This is a genomic window from Qipengyuania zhejiangensis (genome assembly GCF_035607565.1).
Classification (GTDB): Bacteria; Pseudomonadota; Alphaproteobacteria; order Sphingomonadales; family Sphingomonadaceae; genus Qipengyuania; species Qipengyuania zhejiangensis.
This window is the reverse complement of sequence record NZ_JAYKGO010000001.1, coordinates 1,187,278-1,212,616: the sequence shown is the minus strand read 5'-3', so window position 1 is coordinate 1,212,616 and position 25,339 is coordinate 1,187,278. Positions and strand designations below refer to the sequence as shown.

At 62.4% G+C, this 25,339-nt stretch carries 26 protein-coding genes and 1 tRNA gene; 9 read left to right on the top strand and 18 right to left on the bottom strand.

The features are described 5' to 3' along the window. Positions 1-6 precede the first annotated feature (6 nt). Entirely contained in the window at positions 7-708 is a 702-nt protein-coding gene (locus VR863_RS05815; protein ID WP_324827493.1) for a hypothetical protein, read from the bottom strand. After that, the gene (locus VR863_RS05810; RefSeq protein WP_324827492.1) at positions 705-1,157 is read right to left on the bottom strand and encodes a GatB/YqeY domain-containing protein; all 453 of its coding nucleotides are present in this window, start codon (positions 1,155-1,157) and stop codon (positions 705-707) included. The genes VR863_RS05815 and VR863_RS05810 overlap by 4 nt, the downstream gene beginning before the upstream one ends. A gap of 152 nt (positions 1,158-1,309) precedes the next feature. Between VR863_RS05810 and carA the strand changes: the two genes are divergently transcribed. The 3 genes from carA (at position 1,310) to greA (ending at position 6,621) form a co-directional block, all read left to right on the top strand. Further along, complete coding sequence (carA, locus tag VR863_RS05805; RefSeq protein ID WP_324827491.1) at positions 1,310-2,494, top strand: glutamine-hydrolyzing carbamoyl-phosphate synthase small subunit; 1,185 nt, start codon at positions 1,310-1,312, stop codon at positions 2,492-2,494. Between the two features lie 223 nt (positions 2,495-2,717). After that, on the top strand, positions 2,718-6,041 hold the full coding sequence (carB, locus tag VR863_RS05800) for a carbamoyl-phosphate synthase large subunit (protein WP_324827490.1): 3,324 nt from the start codon (positions 2,718-2,720) through the stop codon (positions 6,039-6,041). Between the two features lie 112 nt (positions 6,042-6,153). Then, positions 6,154-6,621, top strand: a complete 468-nt coding sequence (gene greA / locus VR863_RS05795; RefSeq protein WP_324827489.1) for a transcription elongation factor GreA — start codon at positions 6,154-6,156, stop codon at positions 6,619-6,621. Between the two features lie 29 nt (positions 6,622-6,650). Here the strand turns inward: greA and VR863_RS05790 are convergent, their stop codons facing one another. From VR863_RS05790 to VR863_RS05765, 6 genes are all read right to left on the bottom strand, one after another. Then, complete coding sequence (locus VR863_RS05790; protein ID WP_324827488.1) at positions 6,651-7,139, bottom strand: GNAT family N-acetyltransferase; 489 nt, start codon at positions 7,137-7,139, stop codon at positions 6,651-6,653. 11 nt (positions 7,140-7,150) lie between these two features. After that, complete coding sequence (locus VR863_RS05785) at positions 7,151-7,381, bottom strand: DUF4170 domain-containing protein (RefSeq protein ID WP_324827486.1); 231 nt, start codon at positions 7,379-7,381, stop codon at positions 7,151-7,153. Positions 7,382-7,488: 107 nt separating this feature from the next. Beyond that, on the bottom strand, positions 7,489-8,022 hold the full coding sequence (locus VR863_RS05780; protein ID WP_324827485.1) for a hypothetical protein: 534 nt from the start codon (positions 8,020-8,022) through the stop codon (positions 7,489-7,491). A 31-nt stretch (positions 8,023-8,053) separates the two neighbouring features. Then, positions 8,054-8,395 carry a hypothetical protein gene (locus VR863_RS05775; RefSeq protein WP_324827484.1) on the bottom strand — a complete coding sequence of 114 codons (342 nt, stop codon included), beginning with the start codon at positions 8,393-8,395 and terminating at the stop codon, positions 8,054-8,056. Beyond that, positions 8,395-8,820, bottom strand: coding sequence for a phage holin family protein (locus tag VR863_RS05770; RefSeq protein ID WP_324827483.1), 426 nt, complete (start codon positions 8,818-8,820; stop codon positions 8,395-8,397). The genes VR863_RS05775 and VR863_RS05770 overlap by 1 nt, the downstream gene beginning before the upstream one ends. A gap of 22 nt (positions 8,821-8,842) precedes the next feature. Beyond that, the gene (locus tag VR863_RS05765) at positions 8,843-9,487 is read right to left on the bottom strand and encodes a hypothetical protein (RefSeq protein ID WP_324827482.1); all 645 of its coding nucleotides are present in this window, start codon (positions 9,485-9,487) and stop codon (positions 8,843-8,845) included. Positions 9,488-9,658: 171 nt separating this feature from the next. Between VR863_RS05765 and eno the strand changes: the two genes are divergently transcribed. The 3 genes from eno (at position 9,659) to VR863_RS05750 (ending at position 13,163) form a co-directional block, all read left to right on the top strand. Continuing rightward, positions 9,659-10,942, top strand: coding sequence for a phosphopyruvate hydratase (gene eno, locus VR863_RS05760; protein WP_324827481.1), 1,284 nt, complete (start codon positions 9,659-9,661; stop codon positions 10,940-10,942). 80 nt (positions 10,943-11,022) lie between these two features. Then, entirely contained in the window at positions 11,023-12,072 is a 1,050-nt protein-coding gene (locus tag VR863_RS05755) for an aminoglycoside phosphotransferase family protein (RefSeq protein WP_324827480.1), read from the top strand. Beyond that, positions 12,072-13,163: an Rv3169 family protein gene (locus VR863_RS05750; RefSeq protein WP_324827479.1), complete on the top strand. Its 1,092-nt coding sequence runs from the start codon at positions 12,072-12,074 to the stop codon at positions 13,161-13,163. The genes VR863_RS05755 and VR863_RS05750 overlap by 1 nt, the downstream gene beginning before the upstream one ends. Here VR863_RS05750 and VR863_RS05745 read toward each other — a convergent pair. The 5 genes from VR863_RS05745 to VR863_RS05725 all read right to left on the bottom strand — a co-directional run bounded on the left by VR863_RS05745 (position 13,160) and on the right by VR863_RS05725 (position 16,261). Next, a complete protein-coding gene (locus VR863_RS05745) occupies positions 13,160-13,990 on the bottom strand; it encodes a DMT family transporter (RefSeq protein ID WP_324827478.1) in 831 nt (276 codons plus the stop codon). The two genes, VR863_RS05750 and VR863_RS05745, sit on opposite strands and share 4 nt — an antisense overlap. A gap of 4 nt (positions 13,991-13,994) precedes the next feature. After that, entirely contained in the window at positions 13,995-14,417 is a 423-nt protein-coding gene (gene ribH, locus VR863_RS05740; protein ID WP_324827477.1) for a 6,7-dimethyl-8-ribityllumazine synthase, read from the bottom strand. Positions 14,418-14,421: 4 nt separating this feature from the next. Beyond that, positions 14,422-15,693 (bottom strand): 3,4-dihydroxy-2-butanone-4-phosphate synthase, encoded by a 1,272-nt coding sequence (ribB, locus tag VR863_RS05735; RefSeq protein ID WP_324827476.1) that lies wholly within the window; start codon positions 15,691-15,693, stop codon positions 14,422-14,424. A 71-nt stretch (positions 15,694-15,764) separates the two neighbouring features. Beyond that, positions 15,765-15,840: transfer RNA gene (locus VR863_RS05730), tRNA-Lys, on the bottom strand. 97 nt (positions 15,841-15,937) lie between these two features. Beyond that, positions 15,938-16,261: a hypothetical protein gene (locus tag VR863_RS05725; protein WP_324827475.1), complete on the bottom strand. Its 324-nt coding sequence runs from the start codon at positions 16,259-16,261 to the stop codon at positions 15,938-15,940. Between the two features lie 131 nt (positions 16,262-16,392). Here VR863_RS05725 and VR863_RS05720 point away from each other — a divergent pair, with 131 nt between their 5' ends. Further along, a complete protein-coding gene (locus VR863_RS05720; protein WP_324827474.1) occupies positions 16,393-17,103 on the top strand; it encodes a helix-turn-helix transcriptional regulator in 711 nt (236 codons plus the stop codon). Positions 17,104-17,110: 7 nt separating this feature from the next. Here the strand turns inward: VR863_RS05720 and rodA are convergent, their stop codons facing one another. The 5 genes from rodA to VR863_RS05695 are packed head-to-tail and all read right to left on the bottom strand — an operon-like array spanning position 17,111 to position 22,857. Further along, the gene (rodA, locus tag VR863_RS05715) at positions 17,111-18,229 is read right to left on the bottom strand and encodes a rod shape-determining protein RodA (protein WP_324827473.1); all 1,119 of its coding nucleotides are present in this window, start codon (positions 18,227-18,229) and stop codon (positions 17,111-17,113) included. Beyond that, positions 18,226-20,358, bottom strand: coding sequence for a penicillin-binding protein 2 (gene mrdA, locus VR863_RS05710; RefSeq protein WP_324827472.1), 2,133 nt, complete (start codon positions 20,356-20,358; stop codon positions 18,226-18,228). The genes rodA and mrdA overlap by 4 nt, the downstream gene beginning before the upstream one ends. Next, positions 20,355-20,900: a rod shape-determining protein MreD gene (locus VR863_RS05705; RefSeq protein ID WP_324827471.1), complete on the bottom strand. Its 546-nt coding sequence runs from the start codon at positions 20,898-20,900 to the stop codon at positions 20,355-20,357. The genes mrdA and VR863_RS05705 overlap by 4 nt, the downstream gene beginning before the upstream one ends. An 8-nt stretch (positions 20,901-20,908) precedes the next feature. Next, positions 20,909-21,799, bottom strand: a complete 891-nt coding sequence (locus VR863_RS05700) for a rod shape-determining protein MreC (RefSeq protein WP_324827470.1) — start codon at positions 21,797-21,799, stop codon at positions 20,909-20,911. A 14-nt stretch (positions 21,800-21,813) separates the two neighbouring features. Next, positions 21,814-22,857: a rod shape-determining protein gene (locus VR863_RS05695; protein WP_324827469.1), complete on the bottom strand. Its 1,044-nt coding sequence runs from the start codon at positions 22,855-22,857 to the stop codon at positions 21,814-21,816. A 194-nt stretch (positions 22,858-23,051) separates the two neighbouring features. On the opposite strand from VR863_RS05695, the gene mutL reads away from it, so the two are divergent. Both mutL and VR863_RS05685 read left to right on the top strand, forming a co-directional pair. Next, positions 23,052-24,854, top strand: a complete 1,803-nt coding sequence (gene mutL, locus VR863_RS05690; protein WP_324827467.1) for a DNA mismatch repair endonuclease MutL — start codon at positions 23,052-23,054, stop codon at positions 24,852-24,854. Further along, the gene (locus VR863_RS05685; RefSeq protein WP_324827466.1) at positions 24,854-25,339 is read left to right on the top strand and encodes a hypothetical protein; all 486 of its coding nucleotides are present in this window, start codon (positions 24,854-24,856) and stop codon (positions 25,337-25,339) included. The genes mutL and VR863_RS05685 overlap by 1 nt, the downstream gene beginning before the upstream one ends.

Here is a 25,339-nt window from a genome sequence, read left to right as displayed (position 1 = left end):
TGACCGCTAGTTCACCCGTTTCGCGGTTGCCGCTTTTTCTTCGGCCGGAAACGGGCCGCGGGCAATCGACTGGTTGCCGTCCACTTCCAGCAGATAGGCGTCGGCCGGACCGGCGGGCGGCATCGTGGATTGCCACCAGAAGGTGATCGTAGCACCCGGTTGCCATCCTTCGCCGCTGGTCACGCGCCAGATAATGTGTCCGTTATCGAGCGTGGTCGTCAGGGCGTCGGGGCTGCCAAGCGCGGTCGCGGCTTCGGCGCTAGTGTAACCCAGCGCGCCGGTGAACCCATGCGCCTTGTGCGTGGTGCGGAACAAGGTGGGCGGTGCCTCGGCGACTTCCGGCCCGTCTTCCGGCTGCGGCTGTTCTTCTGCGCCGTCGTCTACATCGGCCAGGGTCACGCGGTGGACGTAGGTGTACACCGTGCCTTCGGGCATGGCGCCGGGCACACATTCCTGCGTGCCTTCGGGACACGCGACGAAGCTGGTCATCAGCCCCACCTGGCGGTTGCCCGCGCTCAGCACGGTTTCCACCTCGGGACCTTGCGGGCCGACGATACGCGCACCGAGAGCCGAAATATCGAGGTCCGCAGCCACCAGGTTGCGCGGCGCGGCGACCGTGGCAGTGGGCGTCGGTTCGGGCTGGGGGGCAGGTTCGCCGCAAGCGGCCATCATCGCCAGCGCGGGCAGGGCGAAAACGATACGTTTCACGACAGCGCTTCCTTCACCAGACCGCTGGCCTTGCTCATGTCGAGCGTGGCGCCGTGGCGGGATTTCAATTCGGCCATCACGCGGCCCATGTCCTTCATGCCGTCAGCAGCAAGATCGGCCTTGATCGCACCGATGGCGGCGCGGGTTTCATCCTCGCTCATCTGCCTGGGCAGGAATTCCTCGATCACGGCCAGTTCGGCCTTTTCCTTGTCCGCCAGTTCCTGCCGGCCGCCGTCTTCGTACATTTCGATCGATTCGCGGCGCTGTTTTGCCATCTTGAGCAGCACGTCGGTCACCATCTCGTCATCGTCGGGCTTCTTGTCCGAGGTGCGCAGCTCGATGTCGCGATCCTTGATCTTGGCGCCGATCAGACGGAGCGCGGCGGTGCGTTCCTTGTCCTTGGCCTTCATGGCGGTGACGGTCTCGGTCTGGATCTTTTCGCGGAGCATGGGGTCTCGTAACCTAATCTGTGGATGGTTGATGCCTCATGTAGGGGAAGCTGCCGCAAAGCCAAGTGTTGCGCTTGACGGGACGCGGCCACACCTATAGCGGCCACGGCTTAGCGACATCGCCGGAAAACCCCTGACTCGGAGAGCCCACAATGGCCCTGCCCGCATTCTCGCACGCGCAACCCAAAGGCGCGACGGGAGTCCTCGTTCTTGCCGACGGAACCTGTATCTGGGGCAAGGGCTTCGGGGCGACCGGTTCGGCCGTCGGCGAAGTCTGCTTCAACACGGCGATGACCGGATATCAGGAGGTAATGACCGATCCCTCCTATGACAGCCAGATCGTCACCTTCACCTTCCCGCACATCGGCAACGTCGGCGCGAACGAGGAAGATCACGAAAGCCGCGGCCTAGGCGCGGTCGGCTGCATCGTGCGGCAGGAAGTGACCCCGCAATCCAATTTCCGCGCCCAGCAGGAATTTGTCGAATGGATGACGGCGCACGGCAAGATCGGCCTGTCGGGTGTCGATACCCGCGCGCTGACGCGCCGCATCCGCACCAATGGCGCGCCGAACGCGGTAATCGCCCACAGCCCGCGCGGCGAATTCGACCTGAAAGCCCTGAAGAAACAGGCGGCCGAATGGTCGGGCCTCGAAGGGCTGGACCTGGTTCCGGGCGTCACCCGTGACGGGAACGAGGAATGGGACGGCGGCCAGTGGAAGCTGGGCTTCGGTTATACGCAGGGAGGGGCGAACAAACCGCACGTGGTGGCGATGGACTTCGGCGCCAAGGACAACATCTTCCGCAATCTTGTGAAGGCGGGGGCCAAGGTAACGGTCGTTCCCGCGCGCACTTCGCTGGACGCGATCATGGCGCTGAAGCCGGACGGCGTGTTCCTGTCGAACGGCCCGGGCGATCCGGCGGCGACGGGCGAATATGCGGTTCCGGTGATCAAGGGCCTGCTGGATGCGGACGTGCCGCTGTTCGGCATCTGCCTCGGCCACCAGATGCTTGGCCTGGCGGCTGGCGCAAAGACCGCCAAGATGTTCCAGGGCCACCGCGGCGCCAACCACCCCGTGCAGCGCGTCGGCGGCGGATGGGGTGAGAGCGAGGGCCTCGTCGAGATTACCAGCATGAACCACGGCTTCGCGGTCGATGTGGACACCCTGCCGGATAATGTGGAGCAAACGCACGTGTCGCTGTTCGACGGCACCAATTGCGGGATCAGCATCAAGGGCAAGAAGGCGTTCGGGGTGCAGTATCATCCCGAGGCAAGCCCCGGCCCGCAGGACAGCTTCTATCTGTTCGAGAAATTCGTGGGGGGGCTTGGAGAGAGCTAATGGCGATAATCCGGAAATTCGAAGAGCTCGATCTCAAAGCGAATGCTCGTCATTCACAGACGTACGGAGGTTGGTCCATCCGAGGCCAAAACGGCGAGAAGTTCCTCCAAATCAATACGATGGGTTCGGCTGACAGGGAAATACCTGGGAAGGTCTCACAAACTTTGCGTCTCAGCAAAGATGCCATCGAACAGCTTGCGGAACTGGCGAGAAAGCACCTTTAATGCCCAAACGCACTGACATATCCTCGATTCTCGTCATTGGCGCCGGCCCGATCATTATCGGCCAAGCGTGCGAGTTCGACTATTCCGGCACGCAGGCGATCAAGGCGCTGAAGGAGGAGGGCTACCGGGTCATTCTGGTCAACTCCAACCCCGCCACGATCATGACCGATCCGGATATGGCGGACGCGACCTATATCGAGCCGATCACGCCCGAAATCGTCGCCAAGATCATCGCGAAAGAACGTCCCGATGCGGTGCTGCCGACGATGGGCGGGCAGACGGCGCTCAACTGCGCGCTTGCCCTGGACAAGGACGGTACGCTCGAGAAATACGGCGTCCAGATGATCGGCGCCGATGCCGAAGCCATCGACAAGGCCGAGGACCGCCAGAAATTCCGCGAGGCGATGGACAAGATCGGCCTCGAAAGCGCGCGCAGCGGCATCGCGCATTCGGTCGACGATGCCTATGCTGTGCTGGAACGCACCGGACTGCCTTCCATCATCCGCCCCAGCTTCACGCTGGGCGGCACGGGCGGGGGCATCGCCTACAACAAGGCGGAGTTCGAGCGGATCGTGCGCGAAGGCCTCGACGCATCCCCCACCACCGAAGTCCTGATCGAGGAATCGCTCCTCGGTTGGAAGGAATTCGAAATGGAGGTGGTGCGCGACCGCAAGGACAATTGCATCATCATCTGCTCGATCGAAAACGTCGATCCGATGGGCGTGCACACGGGCGATTCCATCACCGTCGCCCCGGCGCTGACGCTGACTGATAAAGAATACCAGATCATGCGGACCGCCAGCATCGATGTGCTGCGCGAAATCGGTGTGGAGACCGGCGGATCAAACGTGCAGTTCGCGGTCAATCCCGTCGATGGCCGCCTGATCGTGATCGAAATGAACCCGCGCGTGTCGCGCTCGTCCGCCCTGGCGTCGAAGGCCACCGGCTTCCCGATCGCCCGCGTCGCGGCGAAGCTGGCAGTGGGCTACACGCTCGACGAAATCCAGAACGAGATCACCGGGGCGACCCCCGCCAGTTTCGAACCGACGATCGACTACGTGGTCACGAAAATCCCGCGGTTCGCGTTCGAGAAATTCAAGGGCGCCAAGGCCGAATTGTCTACCGCGATGAAGTCGGTTGGCGAAGTCATGGCCATCGGTCGGTGTTTCGCCGAATCGATGCAGAAGGCCCTGCGCGGTCTGGAAACCGGGCTGGACGGGTTCAACCGCGTGCCCGAACTGGAAGGCGTGGCGAAGGACAAGATCAACGCCGCCCTCAGCCAGCGCACGCCCGACCGTATCCTGCGGATCGCACAGGCTTTCCGCGAAGGGCTGACGGTAGAGGAAATCCAGCCGATCACCGGGTTCGACCCGTGGTTCCTGCGCCAGATCGAAGCGATCATCTACGAAGAAAGCATGATCGGCCACAACGGCCTGCCGAATACCGAAACCGAAATGCGCCGGCTCAAGGCCATGGGCTTTTCCGACCGGCGCCTCGCCACGCTGGCGGTGCGATCGGTGGGTGTCGCGGGCGGTCTGGGGGAAACCCAGGCGAAGCGTTCGGGGCTGCTGCACGATGCACTTCGCGCCATGGCCGGGGCCACCAGCGAACAGGAAGTGCGCGCCCTGCGCCACAAGCTGGGCGTCTATCCGGTGTTCAAGCGGATCGACAGCTGCGCGGCGGAATTCGAAGCGGTAACGCCGTACATGTATTCCACGTACGAAGCGCCCAGCTTCGGCGAACCGGAAGATGAAGCCGATCCTTCTGATCGCAAGAAGATTGTCATCCTGGGTGGCGGACCAAACCGCATCGGGCAGGGCATCGAGTTCGACTATTGCTGCGTCCACGCGTGTTTCGCGCTGGCCGAAGCCGGCTTCGAAACGATCATGGTCAATTGCAACCCGGAAACGGTTTCGACCGATTACGACACGTCGGACCGGCTCTATTTCGAACCTCTGACCGAAGAAGACGTGCTGGAAATCCTGCGCGTCGAAATGTCGAAGGGTGAAGTCGTTGGCGTGATCGTGCAGTTCGGCGGCCAGACCCCGCTGAAACTTGCCGCCGCGCTGGAACGCGAAGGCGTGCCGATCCTAGGCACCAGCCCGGACGCGATCGACCTTGCCGAAGATCGCGAACGCTTTGCCAAGCTGGTCGGCAAGCTGAAACTGATGCAGCCGGAAAACGGCATCGCCCGCAGCCGCGACGAAGCCGCCGCCGTGGCGCGCAGCATCGGGTATCCGGTGCTGCTGCGCCCAAGCTACGTGTTGGGTGGCCGCGCCATGGAAATCGTCGACAGCGAAGCGCAGCTCGATGATTACATCGCCACGGCGGTGAACGTATCGGGCGACAGCCCCGTGCTGGTTGACCAGTACCTGCGCGATGCGGTCGAATGCGACGTGGATGTCATTTCCGACGGTTTCGAAGTGCGCATTGCCGGCGTGATGCAGCATATCGAGGAAGCGGGCGTCCATTCGGGTGACAGCGCCTGCACGCTGCCGCCTTACAGCCTGCCCGACGACGTGATTGCCGAGATGGAGCGCCAGGCGGAAGCTCTGGCGAAAGCGCTTCAGGTACGCGGCCTGATGAACGTCCAGTTCGCGGTGAAGGATGGCGATGTCTATCTGATCGAAGTGAACCCGCGCGCCAGCCGCACGGTGCCGTTCGTGGCCAAGGCCATCGGCCGGCCCGTGGCCAAGATCGCCGCACGCGTGATGGCCGGCGAAGGCCTGCACGAATTCGAGCCGTTTAATATCCGGCCCAAGCATATGTCGGTCAAGGAAGCGGTGTTCCCGTTCAGCCGGTTCCCGGGTTCCGATCCCATCCTGTCGCCAGAAATGAAGTCGACCGGCGAAGTGATGGGGATCGATTGCGATTTCCCCGCCGCCTTCCTCAAATCCCAGCTGGGGGCGGGCATGAACCTTCCGCGTGAAGGCACCTTGTTCGTGTCCGTGAAGGACAGCGACAAGGACGTGATCCTGCCCGCGATCAAGACGCTGCTCGATCAGGGGTTCAAGGTGATCGCAACCGGCGGCACCCAGAAATTCCTGACGGATCAGGGGCTGAACGTGGAACGCGTCAACAAGGTTGCCGAAGGGCGGCCGCATATCGTGGACGCGATCATCGATGGCGAAGTGGCGTTGATCTTCAACACCACCGAAGGTTGGCAGTCGCTGCTCGACAGCCAATCCATCCGCGCGAGCGCGCTGGAAAAGAAGCTTCCGTATTACACCACTGCCGCGGCATCGCTGGCGGCGGCGCGGGCGATTGCGGAGGTTTCGCCAAGCCAGCTTGAAGTGCGTTCCTTGCAAGACTATTATAGCTGACAAGAACGAACGCATTTCCCCTCCAGACATTCGAACAGGGCAGGATCCGCACTTGGCGGTCCGTATTCGAATTGTCCGCGAAGGGGTTGAACAGGAAGGATTAAGGGGCCCCATGGAAAAAGTGCCAATGCTGGCCGAGGGCTACGAAAAGCTCACGGCGGATCTGAAGGTCCTTCGCGCAGAGCGACCGAAAATCGTGGATGCGATTGAAGAAGCGCGCGCGCATGGCGATCTTTCGGAGAACGCGGAATACCACGCTGCCAAGGAACGGCAGGGTCAGGTGGAAGCGCTTATCGGCGATATCGAAGACAAGGTCAGCCGCGCGCAGATCATCGATCCGACGACGCTTTCCGGCGACAAGGTAATCTTCGGCGCAACCGTCACTCTGCTCGACGAGGACGAAAAGCCGTTGAAGTATCAGATTGTCGGTCAGACCGAAGCGGACGCAGCCAAGGGGCGGATCAGCTACAATTCGCCCATCGCCCGCGCGCTTATCGGCAAGCAGGTCGACGACGAGATCGAAGTGACCGTCCCGTCGGGTGACCGGTTCTACCTGATCAAGAAGATCGAATTCATCTGATCGGACGTGTCGGCATCTGCCGGCATTCGTCAGTCCAGCGGTTTTACCATCGCCCAATTGTGGATCGGCACCGCTTTCCCGTCGTGCTCGATGGTAAAGTCGCGCCTGCTGACCATGATGTAGCCTGCGCGTTCGAACGCCGGACGTGCAAGATCGCTCGCCTCGGTGAATAAGCTGGGCGCGCCCCATGCGCGCGCAAGGGTTTCCGCCTCGGCCAGCAAGCGCGCGGCCAGTCCGCGCCGGGTATGGGCGGGATGGTTGTAAAGATGATCGAGGTGACCGTCACGTTGCAACAGAACGTACGCAACGGGCCGGTCGCCCCCGTCGACCGCGACGATTATCGCATCGTTTTCCGCCACCCGTTCGCGAAACCGATCCGCGCCGGGATGGCGTGCCGACCATGCGGCGACCTGGTCTGCAGCATAGGCACTGGGACCGATGTCCTCGATTGCGGCCTTGATGACGCTGGCGAGATCCTCTGCATCCGCGTCGCGATAAGGGCGCAGACTGTAGATCATAACTGCGCGGTTTAGCCCGCCGGATCGAGCAATTTGTGCAGGTGGACGATCACGTATTTCATCTCGGCATCGTCAACCGTGCGATGGGCGTTTGCACGCCACGCATCGACCGCCGCATCATAGGTGCTGTAGACGCCTGCGACGTGCAGGCTTTCCGGATCGGCGAAGGTAACGCTGCGCGGATCGGTGACGCGGCCACCCATCACCAGGTAGAGCGCCTGCTTGCTCTCTTTTTCTTCCATTGGTCAAATTTCCGTATCGGGGAGGAGGGAATGGCTGCGCCAATAACGAAAGCGGCGCGACAGGCAACCCTGTCGCGCCGCTACGGCTTCGTATTCACATGCGATAATCAGCCGGGAAGGCGTGTCTTGATCGACCGTGCGGCGCGCGAACCCTTGCGGGCTGCCTTGCGCCCCGAAGCGCGAAGTACGTCTCCGGCAACATCCAGACGGTGCGACGCGTCCCGGCGCAGGCCGCGCGCCGTGGTCGCGGCGGTATCGCCGAAATCCTCGAGCCGGTCACCGGCAAGCTGCGCTGCATTGCCGGCGCCATCGAGGAAACGCGCACCGTAGGCCATTGCGGCCTCCGCTGCGAGCGTGGCGAGAACGCCGCCACGGCGCCCGAGCTTGCGACCCGGACGGGTCATGGCTCCGATGGCAAGGCCAACCGCGATCGCGCCGCCAATGACGGTAATCGGATGCTTGCGCGTGAAATCGATCGCAGTGTCGGCCGCTTCCTTTGCCTGGTCGGCAAAAGTGCGGTCTGCGTTGCGCTGTTCGCCGGCTTCGATTTTTGCGCGAAGCTGGTCGCGTTTCTGTTCGTCTGTCAGCTTGCTGTCGGCGCTGATCGGGGTGACGTTGTCGGTCGGGGCTGTGTCGGCCATGGGTATCCTCCGGAAATTCGTGTTCAAAAAATCAACGGTCGTAGGGGTCTATACGTTCCGCCGTTTCGTCGCGCTCATGCGCCATGTCGTCCTCGTCCTCGCCAATTCCGAAGATCGACAGGATCGGGTTGCGCGCAAACCAGACAAGGATCGCCGCCAATAGCGCGGCCAGCGCACCCTTGTTGTCTTCCGCGACATCGACCGCCTCGTCGTAAATGTCGAGCGCACCGGTCTTGACCCTGTCCACCGCCCGTGCGGCGAAGCCCTTTTGGGAAAGACCCGTTTTCAGATGATCGATATCGGCTTCTACCAGGGCCCGCGCGGAATCGCGCAGATACCTGTATTCCACCATGCGCGCACGCCGGTCAGCCATTATTCGTCATCCTCGAACGCGGATCGGATGTCGTCGATCCGGTCCTTCAGCAACTTCAGCAGAATCAGACCCGCGCCAATAAGAGCGACGGTCACGATGGCCGTGGCAAACCACGGCCCGACAATAGGGACCAGCGCCAGGACAACCCCCACCGTTCCCGCAATGAGCGCGAGGTGGAAGACGCCGAACGCGCCAAGCGCAAACGCGACCGCGCCCTTCAACCGATTGGCGGCGAACGCAGCCCGGCTCTTCTGGAAAGCCAGCTCGGCTTCGGCATAGGTCTTGCCGTCGTCGATCAGTGCGAAGACTTCGTCCGCCAGCGACGGTTCGTCGCTGGCGGCATCGTGTTCGTAAGGCTCATGTTCGTCGGGCAGGTCGAGCGGACCGACATAGTCCGCGGACTGTCCGCCTTCATCTTCCCGCATCAAAATCCCCTGTCAGCGACGATCAACGCGATCCGCGGAACAGGCGCGAAAGCATGAAGCCTGCGACCGCTGCAATGCCGACCGCGAGGCCGGGGCTCTTGCGGACCATTTCGCGGCTGTCTTCGACCAGGTCGTCAACGCTCTTCTGGTCCAGCTTCGAGGCGTATTCATCCAGCGAACGCGACGCGGTGCGCGCATAGTCGCCGTACTTGGCGCCAAGCTTGTCGTCGACCTGGTGGGCGTTTTCATCGACGATGCGGCTGAGCGAGCGCAGACCTTCGCTGGCCTTGACCTTGCCTTCGACGGCCAGTTCCTTGCCCTTGACCTTGGCGTCGGTGCCATAGGCCTTGGCTTCCGCTACCCAATCTTCGCTCTTGCCCTTGGCCTGATCGCGATAGGCGACAGCGCGGTCCTTACCGTCTGCCTTGAGGGCAGCGGCACCGGCCTTGGCTTCTTCGAGCGCGGCGTTGAAGCGCGATTTGGCTTCGCTGCGCTTGTCGGTGGTGGTGTTCGGTTCGATAGTGTTGGTCACGGGGGTGGTCTCCTTGGCTGCGCCCTTCTTGGCCACGGTCTTGCGCGGCGTTTTGGCGGCAGGTGATTTGCTGGTGGTGGATTTGCTGTTCGTCTTGCGCTGTTTCGGCGCGTCGGTTCCGCTGGTTTCGGCCATTGCTCTCGTCCTTACCCTCAATTCGTATTCATCCAGGCTATCTTCAAAACCCGGCCCTCGTTTCTCCAACGCAACTTGCACGCCGATGTTCCGGCGAATAGAGCGCGTCCGACTCTCCATCTGGGGGTGTCATACACAATTACAACACCTTTGTCCGGAGCATACGCTACCATGACCGCGATCATCGACCTCCACGCCCGCGAAATTCTCGATTCCCGTGGCAATCCCACGGTCGAGGTTGACGTTCTGCTGGAAGACGGCAGCTTCGGCCGCGCCGCGGTCCCTTCGGGCGCGTCCACCGGTGCCCACGAAGCCGTGGAACTGCGCGACGGCGACCAGAACCGTTACCTGGGCAAGGGTGTGACCAAGGCGGTCGATGCGGCCAATACCGAAATCGCCGATGCGATACTGGGTATCGACGCCGAAGATCAGCGCGATGTCGATCAGGTGATGATCGCTCTCGACGGCACGCCGAACAAGGCGCGGCTCGGCGCCAACGCTATCCTTGGCACCAGCATGGCGGTTGCCAAGGCAGCGGCAGCGGCCCGTGGCCTTCCGCTTTACAGCTATATCGGCGGCGTTTCCGCCCATGTGCTGCCGGTCCCGATGATGAATATCATCAACGGCGGCGAACACGCGGACAACCCGATCGACATCCAGGAATTCATGGTCATGCCCGTGGGCGCCGACAGCCTGACGGAAGCGGTGCGGTGGGGTGCCGAGGTTTTCCATACGCTCAAGAAAAAACTGCACGAAAAGGGGCTTGCGACATCGGTCGGCGACGAAGGCGGCTTCGCACCGAACCTGGCCAGCACGCGCGATGCACTCGATTTCATCATGGCCTCGATCGAGCAGGCCGGCTTCAAGCCGGGCGAAGACATCGTCCTTGCGCTGGACTGCGCCTCCACCGAATTCTTCAAGAACGGGAAATACGAGATTTCGGGCGAAAACCTCTCGCTCGACGGGCACGAAATGGCCGAATATCTCGACAAGCTGTGCCGCGACTATCCCATCCGTTCGATCGAAGATGGCATGGCGGAAGACGATTTCGACGGGTGGAAGGCGCTGACCGACCGTGTCGGCGCGACGGTCCAGCTGGTGGGGGACGATCTGTTCGTTACCAACCCGACGCGTCTGAGCGACGGCATCCGGCAGGGGCTGGCTAATTCCCTGTTGGTGAAGGTCAACCAGATCGGCACGCTTTCCGAAACGCTCGACGCGGTAAGCATCGCCAACCGTGCCGGTTACACCGCCGTCATGTCGCACCGTTCGGGAGAGACGGAGGATGCTACCATCGCCGACCTCGCCGTTGCGACCAATTGCGGGCAGATCAAGACCGGCTCGCTCGCCCGTTCGGACCGCCTGGCCAAGTATAACCAGCTCATCCGTATCGAAGAAGAACTGGGCGACAGCGCCGTCTATGCCGGCGGTGCGTGCTTCGGAAAGCTGGCCTGATACCGGGTTTCTTTACCCCGTGATTGTCATGGGGTCGCACACGGGTTAGCCTTCCCTATTGCTCTTTTGAGGAGAGGGGCTTGGCGGACTTCCCAGTGCATCCCGATGAGGTTTCGGCCGAATGGCTGAGCGGCGTGCTCGGCCTGCGTGTCGACAGCGTGACCTGGCAGCCGATTGGCACAGGCCAGGTGGGCGACAGCGTGCGGTTTCATCTCGAAGGGCAGGGCTGCCCGTCGACGCTTGCCGGTAAATTTTCCGCCGCCGATGCCGCAAGCAGGGGCACGGCGGTGATGTTCGGGCTGTACCGCAAGGAAGTGGAATTCTACCGGCAGGCGGCCCCGCATCTGGCGGTCCGCGCCCCGCAAGTCCTGTTTGCCGACGTGAGCGAAGACGGCGGCGATTTCATCCTTCTTTTCGAAGACCTCGGTCCGGCCCGCCAGGGCGACCAGATTTCCGGATGCGGCATTGGCGATGCGCGCGCCGCCATCGGTCAGGCCGCCGCGGTCCACGCACCCAGTTGGGGCAGGGCCGATCTGCTGGAAGCCGAGTGGATCCAGCCACCTCCCGATCTTGGCCCCAAGATCGCCGAATTGTACCCGCAGGCGCAGGCCATCTTCCGTGACAGGTATGCCGACACGCTGGACCCGGCGATGATGCGCGTTTGCGAAGAACTGGCCGAAGCGGCGCCCCTGTGGTTCCACCGCGATGATCCGCCGCAATGTCTTGTCCATGGGGATTTCCGCCTCGACAACATGCTGTTCGACGTTCGTGGCGGGGCCGAACCCATCGCCGTGCTCGACTGGCAAACGGTCACGATCGGCAAGGCCATGACCGATGTCGGCTATCTGATGGGGTGCGGGATTGGCGTGGCGCTCTGGCGCGAGCACGAGGGCGAACTGCTCGATCTGTGGCTCTCCGAAATGGCGGAGCGCGGCGTAAACCTCACACGTGCCGATATCATGGACGATTACCGCCTCGGCATTCTGCACGGGGTATCTACTGCCGTATTCAGCGCCGCCTTCGTGGAACGCACCGTTCGCGGCGACGCCAACTTTCTGTCCATGGCACGAGGGGCCTGTTCGCTGGCCCTGGCGCATGACAGTATCGCGGCACTCAAGGAGACAGTTTGATGGTACTTACGCGCGGCGACGATTTCCCGATCCACCAAACTCCCGAACCGGTGGCGTATTCCGGCACCGACCGGAATTTCTACGACCGGTATTTCTTCAACGGATATGCGCCCGATGGCAGCGGGTTTTTTGCGGCGGCGCTGGGAATTTACCCGCACCTCGATGTCATAGACGCGCACTTCAACGTGATCCGCGGCGGTGTGCAGCACTGCATTCACGCCACCCGCCAGCTGGGGATGGAACGAATGGACCTGTCCGTCGGCCCGATCCGTATCGAAGTCGTGCAGCCGCTGGAACAGCTTCGTATCGTCGTCGACGATTTCGAAGGCATTTCGGCCGACATTACCTTTTCCGGCCGGGCATTTCCGATCGAGGAACCGCGCTTCACGCACCGCATCGGGCCGCGCGCGTTCATGGATTACACCCGCATGACGCAGAACGGGCGTTACGATGGCTGGATCGAGGTCGACGGTGACCGGCGCGATCTCGATGCCGACACGATGGGCACACGTGACCGCAGTTGGGGTGTGCGGCCCGTGGGGACGCGTGATCTCCAGCCGATGCCGGGGCACACGTTGCCGGGTTTTTTCTGGCAATGGACCCCGATCAACTTTCCCGACGGCAGCCTGTTTTTCCATGTGAACAACGACGAGCATGGCGAAGCCTGGAACACCCGCGCTGCGTGGGCAGGCGAGGGCGCCGGTCCGGACGAAATCCACGAAGGCATCGGCAGCATGCGAACGCGGCTGACCCCGGAAACCCGCTGGCCGTCGGATGGAACGCTGTCGCTCGCGGTGCGCGGTGCGCCTGAAGAAGTGACGTTCGAACCCCTGGGGCGTTTTCAAATGAAGGGGCTGGGGTACACGCATCCGGAATGGAACCACGGCCTGTATCATGGCGGTCCCAAGTCGGTCCGTGAGGACATCGATCTGGACAATCTCGACCCGCTTCAGCCGGAAAATCTCCATGTCCAGATGCCGGTAAAGGTAACCGCAAACGATGGAAAGGTTGGCATCGGCGTGTTCGAGCAACTCATCATCGGGGCATTTTCCCCGCTTGGTCTGCGCGAATTTCTGGATGGCTCCGCCTAACGGGCAAGCAGCAACGTCACCACGCCTGCGAAAATTGTCGCGCCGCCGGCAATTTTCAGCCGGTCAGCCTTTTCGCCCAGGAAAACGACTGCGATCACCAGCGCGAACAGGATCGAACTTTCGCGCAACGGAGCAAGCCGCGGCAGGTCTTCGACCGAATAGGCCAGCATCGCCAGGCCATAGCTAACCACGCCCAGAGCGCCTGCCGCCACACAGCCGCGCCAATTCCGGCGTGCGTAGGTGATGAACTGCGGCCCGCGATACAGCGCAAAGGACGCGCCGATCACGGCCCCAAGGACGAAAAACGCCCAGGCGATGTAGGACATGGGCGAAGGCGCATTTCTTACACCGCCCGCGTCCAGCACGGTGTAGCAGGCAACCGACATGCCGGTCAGCAAGGACCAGCCCAGCGCATGCCAGGTCAGATTGCGACCGATCGCGCTGGCGAAAATGCCGGTCGTCACAAGGCCCATTCCAACAGCAACCGGCGCGGTGATCGCATCGCCGAGGAACGCGACGCTTCCCATCGCGGCAAAAACAGGAGCCGTGCCGCGCATGACGGGGTAACTCGCACTCATGTCCGCAACCTCGAAAGCGCGGACAAGCGACAGAAAATAGATGGCGTGGACGACCAGCGAGCCGGCCAGCCAGCCCCAGGCACCATGCGGTGCAGGGAAGAGAAAGATCGCCGGCAGGACCAGCAGGCCCCCGCTCAGATCTATCAGCGCCCGGCTTGCCAGCTTGTCGTCACCTGACTTCAGCACGGCGTTCACAACCGCATGGATCGCACCCGATGCGATCATCATCAGGGCTGCGAATTCCGCCACCGTGTCAGGTTGCGAATTTGGCCTGCAGATCCAGCAACGCCATGGCTGCCTCAGCGGCCTCACCGCCCTTGTTCTTCTGGGCTGGGTCGGCGCGGACAAGCGCCTGATCCTCGTTCTCGACCGTAAGGATGCCGTTGCCGATGGCGATGCCGTCCATAGTCAACGCCATGATCCCGCGCGCGCTTTCGCCCGCGACGATTTCAAAGTGATAGGTTTCACCGCGGATAACCACGCCGATGGCGACAAACCCGTCATACTGCCCGCTGTCGGCAGCCATCGAGATCGTGCCGGGCACTTCAAGCGCACCGGGAACGGTGATGACATCGGCTTCGTGTCCGGCCTTGGTCAGCGCGGCGCGCGCGCCAACAACCAGCATGTCGTTGAGGTGATCGTAAAAACGCGCTTCGACAATCAGAAAACGGGCCAAGTGCTTACTCCGGAATGGGGCGTTCGCCCGTGACAGAAATACCGTAGCCCTCGAGGCCCACGACATTGTGGTGCGAATTGGTGAGAAGTTCCATTTCGTGCACGCCGAGATCGGCAAGGATCTGGGCGCCGACGCCGTATTCGCGCAATTCGCCCGAATCGGTCGGGCGCACGCCGCCGACTTCGTTCTGCAGGTATTCCGGACGATTGGGCATCAGCACCACGATAAGGCCGGCGCCTTCTTCTCCGATGACCTTCATCGCCCGCTGCAAGGTACGCTTGCGCGAACCCGTGCGGCCAAGGACGTCGTCGAAGATCGAGATACGGTGCATCCGGACGAGCGTGGGCTTGCCCGGCTCGACGCGGCCCTTCTGCAGAGCGACGTGCGTGCTCCCGTCGACAGCGTTGCGATAGGTCATCGCGCGCCATTCACCGCCATAGTCCGAGGTGAACGCGCTTTCGCTGGCGCGCTCGACCAGGTGATCGTGCCGCATCCGGTATTCGATAAGATCGCGGATGGTCCCGATCTTGAGATTGTGCCGCCGTGCGAACCCGACGAGATCGTCGAGACGCGCCATGCTGCCGTCTTCGTTCATGATCTCGCAGATCACGCCCGATGGATTAAGGCCCGCGAGGCGCGCGATATCGACCGCGGCTTCCGTGTGGCCGGCGCGAACCAATACGCCGCCGTCGCGTGCGATGAGCGGGAAGACGTGACCCGGCGTGACGATATCCTGCGTGTTGCGGTTGGGGTCGATCGCAACGGAAACGGTGCGGGCGCGATCGGCAGCCGAAATACCTGTCGTGACGCCCTCGCGCGCTTCGATCGAGACGGTGAAGGCGGTTTCATGCCGTGTGCCGTTTGAACGGCTCATCAGTTCCAGACCGAGCTGCTGGGTGCGTTCACGGGTCAAGGTCAGGCAGATGAGGCCGCGTCCGTGCGTGGCCATGAAGTTGACCGCATCGGGCGTTGCCATCTGAGCAGGGATAACGAGATCGCCTTCGTTCTCGCGATCTTCGTCATCGACGAGGACGAACATGCGCCCGTTCCGCGCTTCTTCGATGATTTCCTCGATCGGGACGAGAACCGGGGTCTCGTCGTTCGCCTCAAGGAAACGTTCAAGCTTGCCGAGGGTATCGGCGGTGGGGTTCCAGCCGTCTTCCCCGCAATCGCGAAGCGTGTTTGCATGAAGACCGGCGGCGCGGGCCAGGCCTGCGCGGGTCATCGAACCTTCGGCAACGAGGGTCCGGACTCGGGTGATGGTGTCAGTAGCCATGATGCGCCCGCTATCACATCGTAATGTGATCGGCAAATCAGCCGCAACATCAAAATGGGATATCGGGAAAATGGTGGACGCACTAGGGCTCGAACCTAGGACCCGCTGATTAAGAGTCAGCTGCTCTACCAACTGAGCTATGCGTCCACACTGCGGCTTGCCGCGTGCCCGTTTCCGGGCGCCCCGAATCGGGGGAGGCGCTCATATAAACGCCCCTGCGTGGATTAAAAGGGGTTTTTGCCGATCATCCCGCACGCGGCGTACGCAACCGCTGGATTGTTCCATCGCCAAGTTCGACAGTGGCCCCGAACGGATCGGCGGGATTGTCGCCCACGTGTACGAATTTCCCCATTTCGAGCACCCTCACCGCCGCAAAGATTTCGGCCAGATCGAGGTCGATAACCTTGGGAAGATCCCAGATTGTCAGGCGGTTACCGTTTTGGGCTGCACGGCACACCGCCACCAGAACCTGATCTCCGGCGGCATCCGAAGACAGCCCGCGCAGGCATTCGCAGTCCACATCCTCGCGTACCCCGACCGGGGCGGGGGACGATATCCCGTTTTCCATAGAGAGCGACCTCTTGCCGAATCGGCGGGACTGTCCGCCTTGATCGGTTCCGGATCCTTCCTTAGGCTTGCCAGTGGATCGCAGCCAGTAGCCCGATTTGGGGACAGCTAACCCGTACCGACGGAGCCGGCATGGAAAGCGAGTTCGAGCGAATACAAGGTCTTGAGGATATCGGTGAGGTGCTGATGTTGGTAAGGGATTTTGCGCGCGATCTCGGGGTAAAGCGACAGAGCTACCATTTCACCCCGGTCATGGAATCGCCGATTTCGGCAAGGACCGTGATCTATTCCGAAGGCTTCCCGGACGAATGGCTGGCCCTTTATAACGAGAAATCGTTCCGGCTGAACGACCCCATTCCCGAACGCACCATGCGCCATGGCGAAGCAATCAGCTGGGCCGATGCGATGGCACTGGCGCCCAATACATCGGCGCAGCAAGAATGCTTCGCATCGATGCGCGAGCATGGATTGATCCACGGTTTCGGGATTCCGCTGTTCGGTTCTGGCGGGCGTGAAGCCTATGCAAGCATGGACTTCGACCTGCCGCCCGCCGAAGTCGCCAGTTCGGACAGGAGCGCGATCATCGCGGTCTCGCAAGCCGCGCAGATGCGCGTCAGTCGCTTGCTTATCCGTCTGAACACCAGGCCAAGCCTGTCAGAACGCGAACTTCAGGTTCTGGGATGGATCGTTCGCGGCAAATCGGTGGGGGAAATCGGTACTATCCTCGGCCTCTCGCCGGAAACCGTGCGAACCTATTCCAAGCGGGTTTACGAGAAAATGGGCACCCACAACCGGATCGGTGCAATCGTACGGGCCCTGAAGCTGAACCTCGTGCGGTTCTAGACCGACGTTACAGCGTAAGGCCGGCGCGCGGCGCCAGGCGGTTCCAGCGATTCACCATCATGAGCGAGCCGATGCAGATCATATTGGTCATCATCGAACTGCCACCATGGCTCATGAAGGGCAGGGGGATGCCCACGACCGGGGCAAGCCCCATAACCATCATCAGGTTGATGGCGACATAGAAGAAGATCGTCGCCGTCATTCCGGTTGCGATCAGTTTTCCAAATCGGTCGCTGCTTTGCCGTGCGACCGACAGGCCCCACCCAAGGATGAAAGCGAAGGCCCCGAGAACGACGACCCCGCCAAGAAAGCCCCATTCTTCCGCCATGGTGGCAAAGATGAAGTCGGTGTGCGGTTCGGGTAGATAGTTGAGGTGGCTCTGCGAACCTTCGTTGAACCCCTTGCCGGTGAGGCCACCCGACCCGATGGCAATTTTGGATTGGGTAATGTGGTACCCATCGCCCAACGGATCGCTTTCCGGGTCGAGGAAGGTGAATACGCGTTTCTGCTGATAGGGTTGAAGCCCGAAGAAAAACGCCACCGGCGCAAGGACCGCCGCCGCGATTGCGGCACCGATGAACCACCGCAAGGGCAGGCCGGCGACGAACATGATTACCGCGCCACCGAATGCGATGGCCAGCGATGTGCCGAGGTCAGGCTGAAGCAGAACCATCGCCACGGGCAGGGCGATAAGCGCTCCCGCCGGGACGACCGATCGCCAGGTCGGGATCAACCCCACGGGCAAGGTGGTGTAAAAGCGGGCCAGAACTAGCACGATCGCCGGTTTCATAAGCTCGGACGGCTGCAACTGCATGAAGCCAAGGTTCAGCCAGCGCTGGCTTCCCCCGCCGACGAAACCGATGGCTTCCACAGCCGCCAGCATCACGATGATCACGCCATAGATCGGGAAGGCGAAAAAGATCGCCATTTCGCGGCTGAACTGGCTCATCACGGCGGCCATGCCGAGAAAGACCACGAACCGGACGAGATGCGACATCGCATAGGTGTCCCACGATCCGCCGGCAGCAGAATACAGCACCAATGCGCCAAAGCCGATCAGCGTGAACAGCGGCAGCAGCATTTGCCATGGCTGGCGCGCAACAGGTGCCGGAATGACGCCGCTCATTGAGGTGTCGCCGGGGTTGAAGCTGGCGCCGGAGAAGGCGTCGCGGTTGGGGATGGGGCAGGGGTGACCCGCGATCCGGGAGGCGGTTCGCCAGGAGACGTTGACGTGTCGATCCGGGGGCGAACCACGTCGTCGGCCAGTTCTTCGGTCTGCCGGGCCTCGACCCGCGCTTCGGCTTCGACCCGGTCGAAAATCTCTTCCTCGCGCGCGGGGACCGGTTCCACCGCTTCGCCGGCCGCCGCCGCGTAGGATCGGTACTTGGCATCGAGACGCTGCTGAGCCGTTCCGCCCCATTGCGATTCGAGGGCGCGCAAGGCTTCCATGCCCTTTGCAGGGTCGAACAGGAACGTCATCACGTCGCGCGCGATGGGGTATGCCGCACCCGAACCGCCGCCATGTTCGATAACCACCGCGCCCGCGTATTTCGGTTTGTCGAACGGCGCGAAGAAGATGAAGAGGCCATGGTCACGATATTTCCACGGACCGGTCTTGCCGTTGGACTTGCTCAGGCTGACGACCTGCGCGGTGCCGGTTTTTCCGGCTATCTTGATGTCTTCGAACGGCAGCCGCCCGCGTCCCGCCGTGCCGGGCCCGTTGACCACGTCGCTCATCGCCTGGCGCACGTATTTCACATGCTCCTCCGGAAAATCGACGTTCTCGAAGCCCTTGATCGGGGTGGTCTTCAGCAGCCGTGGTTCGACATGGCGTCCCGTCGCAAGCCGACCGGCCATAACGGCCAGCTGGAGTGGGTTGGCCAGCATGTATCCCTGACCGATGGTTGCGTTGACCGTGTCATACGCCTGCCAGTCGCTGCCGTATTTTTCCTTTTTCCACGCAGGGTCGGGCACCGTGCCGTAGAATTGGCTGATAACGGGCAGGTCGAATTCCTGGCCCATCCCGCAGCGCCGCGCCATCAAGGCGATGGGGTCCATCCCGATGCGCTGGGCGAAGTGATAGAAATACACGTCGCACGACTGGTAAATGCCCTTGGCCATGTTGACCTGACCGTGGCCACGCCGGTTCCAGCACCCGAAAACGCGGTTGCCGACGCGCAGGCCCCCACCGCAGAATACGGTTTCTTCCGGGTCCAGTCCTTCGCGCAGGAAGGACATCGACACCATCGGTTTTACCGTCGATCCGGGCGGATAGAGGCCCTTGAGAACCTTGTTCCTGAGCGGCACGCGTTCGTCGTCGCGCAGCATGGAATATTCGACCCGGCCAATGCCCGACGAGAAACTGTTCGGATCGAAGCTGGGCATGGAAGCCATGCACATCAGGTCGCCCGTTTCGCAGTCCATGACCACGACCGAACCGCTTTCCAACCCGATGCGGCGCGCCGCATAATCCTGAAGCGGCCCGTCGATGGTCAGGTGAATGGGATTGCCTTGCGTGTCCTCGCGCGTTTCCAGATCGCGGATGATCCGTCCCGAAGCGGTCACTTCGACCCGCCGGGCACCCGGCACGCCGCGAAGCTTCTGCTCGAAGACCTTTTCGAGACCGTCCTTGCCGATCTTGTACCCCGGCGTAATCAGCAGGGCGTTGCGGTCCTGTTCGTATTCTTCCGCCGACGCTGGGCCGACATAGCCAACAAGGTGCCCGACCGATGGACCGGTTGGGTAGAACCGGGAAAAGCCGCGTTGCGGCACCACGCCCGGAAGGTCCGGCAGGCGGACGCTGACAGCGGCGAATTTTTCATACGCCAGACCGGACGCCACCTCGACGGGTTGAAACCCGGGCGAATCCTCGATGCGTTTCATGACGTCGGCGGCCTGGTTTTCGTCCAGGCCAAGAATGCCGGTCAGGGTCGCAATCGTGCTTTCGGCATCGGGGGTGCGATCGGGAATGATGTCGACACGAAAATCGGCCCGGTTTGAAGCAAGCGGGGCGCCGTTGCGGTCCAGAATCCAGCCCCGGCGCGGCGGGATCAACGACAGGTTTACCCGGTTGCTTTCCGATTCAAGCTCGTACTTCTCGTTCTCTGCAATGGCGATATACGCCATCCGTGTCGCCAGCAGCACACCGATGCCGCCCATCGCAGTGCCGATGGTGAAGGTACGCCGGTCGAACGCGTTGTCCAGCGTGGTCTGGCTGACGATGTCGCGTTGCCGGTTCTTGCCCAACCGCCTCATGCCACGGTCCACCAGCGCGTAAGGCGGAACCGGTCAAGGCGCGCAACGAGGCGGGCGAACAGCGGGATCAGCAGGATCGAAAACACGGCTTGTGGTCCAAGAGCTACAAGCGAAGGGAAGGTCGGAGGCGCTCCCGAAAGGAGCCAGCCGGCAACGATATACGCGATCGTCATTATACCGCCCGTGAACCAGTCTTGCCAGAACCCGCGCCATGGAAACCGTGTTTCCACGATTTCGATGCCGATCAGGGCCAGCGACCATGTCATCATGCCAAAGCCGAACGGCTGACCGCTGAACAGATCGGCGAACAGCCCAAGCGGGATGCCCGCCCAGACCGGAAGCAGGCCGGGCCGAACGAGGCGCCATCCCAGCAGCATCAGAAAGCCCAACGGCGGAACCATCGGCAAGGCGGCAGCGATCGGGAACACCGTAAGGATCGATGCGAGCGCAATCGAAATCCAGGGAATGGCGTTGGCCAGCAGGCTGGAATGCGAGCGGTTGATCCGGCTTCCGTAGGCGTCGCTACGCGACTGCGGGTTCATCCGCTCCATCAGTCGCCCAGTTCGTCTTCGATCGGTGTGTCGACGGCTGCGGCCGCTTCAGGCTCGAAGATCGGTTCTATCGCCACGAAATCCGTTGCCGCAGGGTCGCTTACCAACCGGGCGAGGCCGCCGTCGTCGGTCTTTTCGGTGAGGATGGCGACCGCGATGCCGGGGCGGTAATATCCGCCTGCGCCGCTGGTCACGAACAGGTCGCCGGGTTGCAGCGGGTTGATGCCCAGATTGATCAGCCGGATGCGCAGCAGCCCGTCTCCGCGTCCTTCCGCGAAAGCGACGACTTCATCCTTTGCCCGGCGCACGGGCAGCACGCTTTCACTGTCGGTCAGCAGAAGTACGCGGGAATTCTTGCCGCCGACTTCGAGTATCCGTCCGACCACGCCGCGGGGCGAGCGGACCGGCATACCGACGGTGACCCCTTGATCCTGGCCCGCACCCAGATACGCAAAGCGCCGGGTGCTGGCGGAGGTGGAGCCGACCAGACGCGCCACGGCGACCGGTTTGATCACGTCGTCCTGAAGACCGAGCAGCCCTTTGAGGCGTACGTTTTCCTGCTTCACCGCCTGCGCTTCGGCCAGCCTTATCCGGGCGATTTCCATTTCCCGTTTCAGCTCGGCGTTCATCGATCCGGCGCGGTAATAACCACTGATCGAATCCCATAACCCCTTGCCGCCAGTGCGCACGGTCGCCGCGGACTGCGTGGCGGGTGAGATGCTGTCGTGAGCAGCCCCGCGCAGCCCGCCAAAAAGGCTGGGCTGGAAGAAGGAAAGCGCAAGCAGGATCGCACCGACGAGAGCGCCGACGCCGGCGATAATGTAGCCGGTAAACAGATTGTACTGCGCCCTGCGAGAATAGCTCGAGCGCCGTTGGCCTGTCGGCGCCATTACCTAATCCTTCCTCAGGCTGTCATCAGCACGCCGCGATAGATCGGGTCTTCCATGGCCCGACCGGTTCCAATCGCAACACAGGAAAGCGGGTCTTCCGCGATGGTGACCGGCAGGCCGGTTTCTTCGCGCAGATATTCGTCGAGACCCTGGATCAGCGCGCCGCCACCGGTCAGGACGATGCCCTGATCGACAATATCGGCGGCAAGTTCAGGGGCGGTGTTTTCGAGTGCGATCCGCACACCTTCCACGATCGCTCCGATCGGTTCGGAGAGGGCTTCTGCGATGTGGCCCTGGTTGATCGTGATTTCCTTGGGGACGCCGTTCACGAGGTCGCGGCCCTTCAGGGTAATCTGTTCGCCGATGCCATCTTCGGGCGCACGGGCGATTCCATAATCCTTCTTGATCCGTTCTGCTGTGGATTCCCCGATCAGCAGGTTATGGTGTCGTCGGACATAGGAAACGATGGCTTCGTCCATCTTGTCGCCCCCGGTGCGGACCGAGGTGGTGTAGGCAAGCCCGCGAAGCGAAAGCACCGCGACTTCCGTGGTGCCGCCGCCGATGTCGACAACCATGGATCCGACCGGTTCGGTGACCGGCATGTCGGCACCGATTGCGGCGGCCATGGGTTCAAGGATAAGGTAAACCTGGCTCGCGCCGGCGTTCGAGGCCGCATCGCGGATCGCGCGGCGTTCCACCGAGGTCGAACCCGACGGAACGCAGATCGTGATTTCCGGATAGCGCAGCAGGCTCTTGCGGCCGTGCACCTTGCGGATGAAGTGCTTGATCATCTCTTCGGCGATTTCGATGTCGGCGATAACGCCGTCACGAAGCGGGCGGATCGCCTCGATGCTGTCGGGAGTCTTGCCCATCATCATCTTCGCATCGTCGCCCACGGCCTTGACCCGCTTGACGCCGTTGATCGTCTCGATCGCAACGACGCTCGGTTCGTTCAGGACAATGCCCTGATCCTGCACGTAAACAAGCGTGTTGGCGGTGCCGAGGTCGATCGCCATGTTCTGCGATCCGAATTTGAAGAGATTGTTCCAGAAGCCCATTGTAACTCGATTTTCCGTCTGATGGCGGTGTGCAGCGGGCTGGAGGAGCGACCCGGGCAACACCCCGTGTGGGATTGGTGGCCGGTCCTTAGCGACCCTGTGCGCAAAAGGCCAAAAATTTCCGCACCGGGATTGGGGGAAATCCGCACGTCTGACCTCGGATTCGCGGCGATTCGTCGCTACCTTGCCTCGCGATGCCTGAAATACGCCGCTTGCCCGAAAATCTCGTCAACCGCATTGCTGCCGGTGAGGTGGTCGAACGCCCGTCTTCCGCGCTGAAGGAGCTGGTCGAAAATGCAATCGATGCAGGCGCGGCCCGCATCGGTGTGAAACTGATCGATGGCGGGCTGACCAGCCTCGAAGTCACCGATGACGGTTGCGGAATGACGCCGGACGAAATGGCCCTCGCGCTGGAGCGGCACGCTACCTCCAAACTGCCTGACGAGGCGATCGAACAGGTCATGACGCTCGGCTTTCGCGGCGAAGCCTTGCCCAGCATCGCGAGTGTTGCGCGGTTCACCCTGGAGAGCCGCCCCACCGGGGCCGAGCAGGGCTGGAAGCGCGTTGTCGATCATGGCGATGTGACCGCCGAAGGTCCGGCCGCGCTGCCGCCCGGAACACGGGTTAGGGTGGAAAACCTGTTCGGCAAGATCCCTGCGCGGCGCAAATTCCTGCGTACCCCGCGCAGCGAATACGCAGCATGTCTCGATGTGGTGCGCCGCCTGGCAATGGCGCGGCCCGACGTGGCGATAACGCTGGATCATGGGGATCGGCGCATCCTTGGCCTGCAGGGCGGGGAAGGGCTGGCCAATCGCGTCGCACAGATCGTCGCACGCGAACTCAAGGAAAACGGGGTCGAGATCGCGCTCGAACGCGGGGGCATGCGGTTGTCCGGTGTGGCGGGCCTGCCAACGTACAACCGCGGCGTGGCCGATCACCAGTACCTCTTCGTCAACGGTCGTCCGGTCAAGGATCGCCTGCTGACCGGTGCCGTGCGCGGTGCCTACGCCGATATGCTGGCGCGCGATCGGCACGCGGTGCTGGCGCTGTTCCTCGATCTTCCGCCCGAAGATGTCGACGTCAATGTTCACCCGGCCAAGACGGAAGTGCGGTTCCGTGACGCGCAGGCAGTACGCGGCTTCATCGTTTCCGGACTTCGCCAGGCCCTGGCGACTGGCGACCGGCGCAGCGCGCAATCGCCCGACGCCGCAGCGATGGGCCGTTGGCAATCCGAACCGGTGCGCGACGATGCGGCACCCGCGCTCCGGTCGATCTTCTCCGGTCGTGACTGGACTGGGCCGCAATCGCGCGTCGCCGATGCCGGGACGCCGTGGCGCGGCATCGAAGCCGACGTGATGGCCCAACCGCGCGGACGTGCCGAAGAAGCGGCGCCAATCTCGGCCGAGGACGCGGACTTCCCCTTGGGCGTGGCGCGCGGACAAGTGGCAAACACCTATATCGTGGCCGAGGCGAAGGACGGCCTGGTGCTGGTCGACCAGCACGCCGCGCACGAACGACTGGTGCTGGAACGATTGCGCGCCGCAGGGGCGGAAGATGCCGTCGCCCGCGAACAGGCCCTGCTGATCCCCGCCGTGGTCGAGCTTGAAGAAACCTCGTGCGACAGGCTGGAAGATGCCGCGCCCCAGTTGGCGGGACTTGGTCTGTCGATGGAACGTTTCGGCCCATCCGCCATGCTGGTCCGCAGCTTGCCGCATGCCCTGGCCAAGACCGACCCGGAAAAACTTCTCCGCGATATCGACGACGATCTCGCCCTCAACGGCGAAGCCCTGCTCCTTGGTGAAAGACTGGACCTGGTGCTGGCGACCATGGCTTGCCACGGTTCGGTCAGGGCGGGGCGGGTCCTTAGGGTCGAGGAAATGAATGCCCTGCTCAGGGAAATGGAACGCACGCCGCGGTCCGGGCAATGCAACCATGGCCGCCCGACATGGGTAAAGCTGTCGATGGAAGACGTCGAAAAACTGTTTGGGAGACACTGATGCGGATCGGATTTGCCCTGACATTGCTGATGCTTGCAGCCTGTTCCGAAGAACCCAGTGAGGATGAGCGGCGCGCCGCCGTGGCCGAGGTGGAGGCGCATCAGGAAGCGCCCGTCGAATTGCTGGTGCCCGAGGCCATTCTTTATCCCGATATCGAGAAGAACAACCTCTACGGGGCTGGATGCAGCTTCGTACCCGATGGCGGCGGGATGGGTGCGATCGCACTGGCCATGGCCGACGAGGGGTACATGAAGCGCAGGGGGGAAATCCTGCAATTTGCGGCAGACAAGGGAAGCGATGAATTGCCCTACCTCGCGCGGCGCAAGTACGACGGCAAGGATGTGTCGTTCACGCTGGACCTGGACGCCGATAGCGGCCAGCGAAGCGGTGAAGATACGAGCGACTATTCCGCCGAACTGACCGTTCGCGATGGGAAGGATCGCGTGGTCTATTCGTCCAAGGGCCTGGCCCAATGCGGCGCGTGA

Coding starts and splice junctions, on each gene's coding strand:
- VR863_RS05700 (WP_324827470.1), bottom strand. CDS start 21,799: ATGGCGCCGACAGGCCAACGGCGCTCGAGCTATTCTCGCAGGGCGCAG.
- VR863_RS05790 (WP_324827488.1), bottom strand. CDS start 7,139: ATGATCTACAGTCTGCGCCCTTATCGCGACGCGGATGCAGAGGATCTC.
- eno (WP_324827481.1), top strand. CDS start 9,659: ATGACCGCGATCATCGACCTCCACGCCCGCGAAATTCTCGATTCCCGT.
- VR863_RS05780 (WP_324827485.1), bottom strand. CDS start 8,022: ATGGCCGACACAGCCCCGACCGACAACGTCACCCCGATCAGCGCCGAC.
- VR863_RS05775 (WP_324827484.1), bottom strand. CDS start 8,395: ATGGCTGACCGGCGTGCGCGCATGGTGGAATACAGGTATCTGCGCGAT.
- carA (WP_324827491.1), top strand. CDS start 1,310: ATGGCCCTGCCCGCATTCTCGCACGCGCAACCCAAAGGCGCGACGGGA.
- carB (WP_324827490.1), top strand. CDS start 2,718: ATGCCCAAACGCACTGACATATCCTCGATTCTCGTCATTGGCGCCGGC.
- VR863_RS05685 (WP_324827466.1), top strand. CDS start 24,854: ATGCGGATCGGATTTGCCCTGACATTGCTGATGCTTGCAGCCTGTTCC.
- VR863_RS05785 (WP_324827486.1), bottom strand. CDS start 7,381: ATGGAAGAAAAAGAGAGCAAGCAGGCGCTCTACCTGGTGATGGGTGGC.
- mrdA (WP_324827472.1), bottom strand. CDS start 20,358: ATGAGGCGGTTGGGCAAGAACCGGCAACGCGACATCGTCAGCCAGACC.
- VR863_RS05750 (WP_324827479.1), top strand. CDS start 12,072: ATGGTACTTACGCGCGGCGACGATTTCCCGATCCACCAAACTCCCGAA.
- mutL (WP_324827467.1), top strand. CDS start 23,052: ATGCCTGAAATACGCCGCTTGCCCGAAAATCTCGTCAACCGCATTGCT.
- VR863_RS05695 (WP_324827469.1), bottom strand. CDS start 22,857: ATGGGCTTCTGGAACAATCTCTTCAAATTCGGATCGCAGAACATGGCG.
- VR863_RS05770 (WP_324827483.1), bottom strand. CDS start 8,820: ATGCGGGAAGATGAAGGCGGACAGTCCGCGGACTATGTCGGTCCGCTC.
- greA (WP_324827489.1), top strand. CDS start 6,154: ATGGAAAAAGTGCCAATGCTGGCCGAGGGCTACGAAAAGCTCACGGCG.
- VR863_RS05705 (WP_324827471.1), bottom strand. CDS start 20,900: ATGAACCCGCAGTCGCGTAGCGACGCCTACGGAAGCCGGATCAACCGC.
- VR863_RS05720 (WP_324827474.1), top strand. CDS start 16,393: ATGGAAAGCGAGTTCGAGCGAATACAAGGTCTTGAGGATATCGGTGAG.
- ribB (WP_324827476.1), bottom strand. CDS start 15,693: ATGGCTACTGACACCATCACCCGAGTCCGGACCCTCGTTGCCGAAGGT.
- VR863_RS05810 (WP_324827492.1), bottom strand. CDS start 1,157: ATGCTCCGCGAAAAGATCCAGACCGAGACCGTCACCGCCATGAAGGCC.
- VR863_RS05725 (WP_324827475.1), bottom strand. CDS start 16,261: ATGGAAAACGGGATATCGTCCCCCGCCCCGGTCGGGGTACGCGAGGAT.
- VR863_RS05765 (WP_324827482.1), bottom strand. CDS start 9,487: ATGGCCGAAACCAGCGGAACCGACGCGCCGAAACAGCGCAAGACGAAC.
- rodA (WP_324827473.1), bottom strand. CDS start 18,229: ATGAGCGGCGTCATTCCGGCACCTGTTGCGCGCCAGCCATGGCAAATG.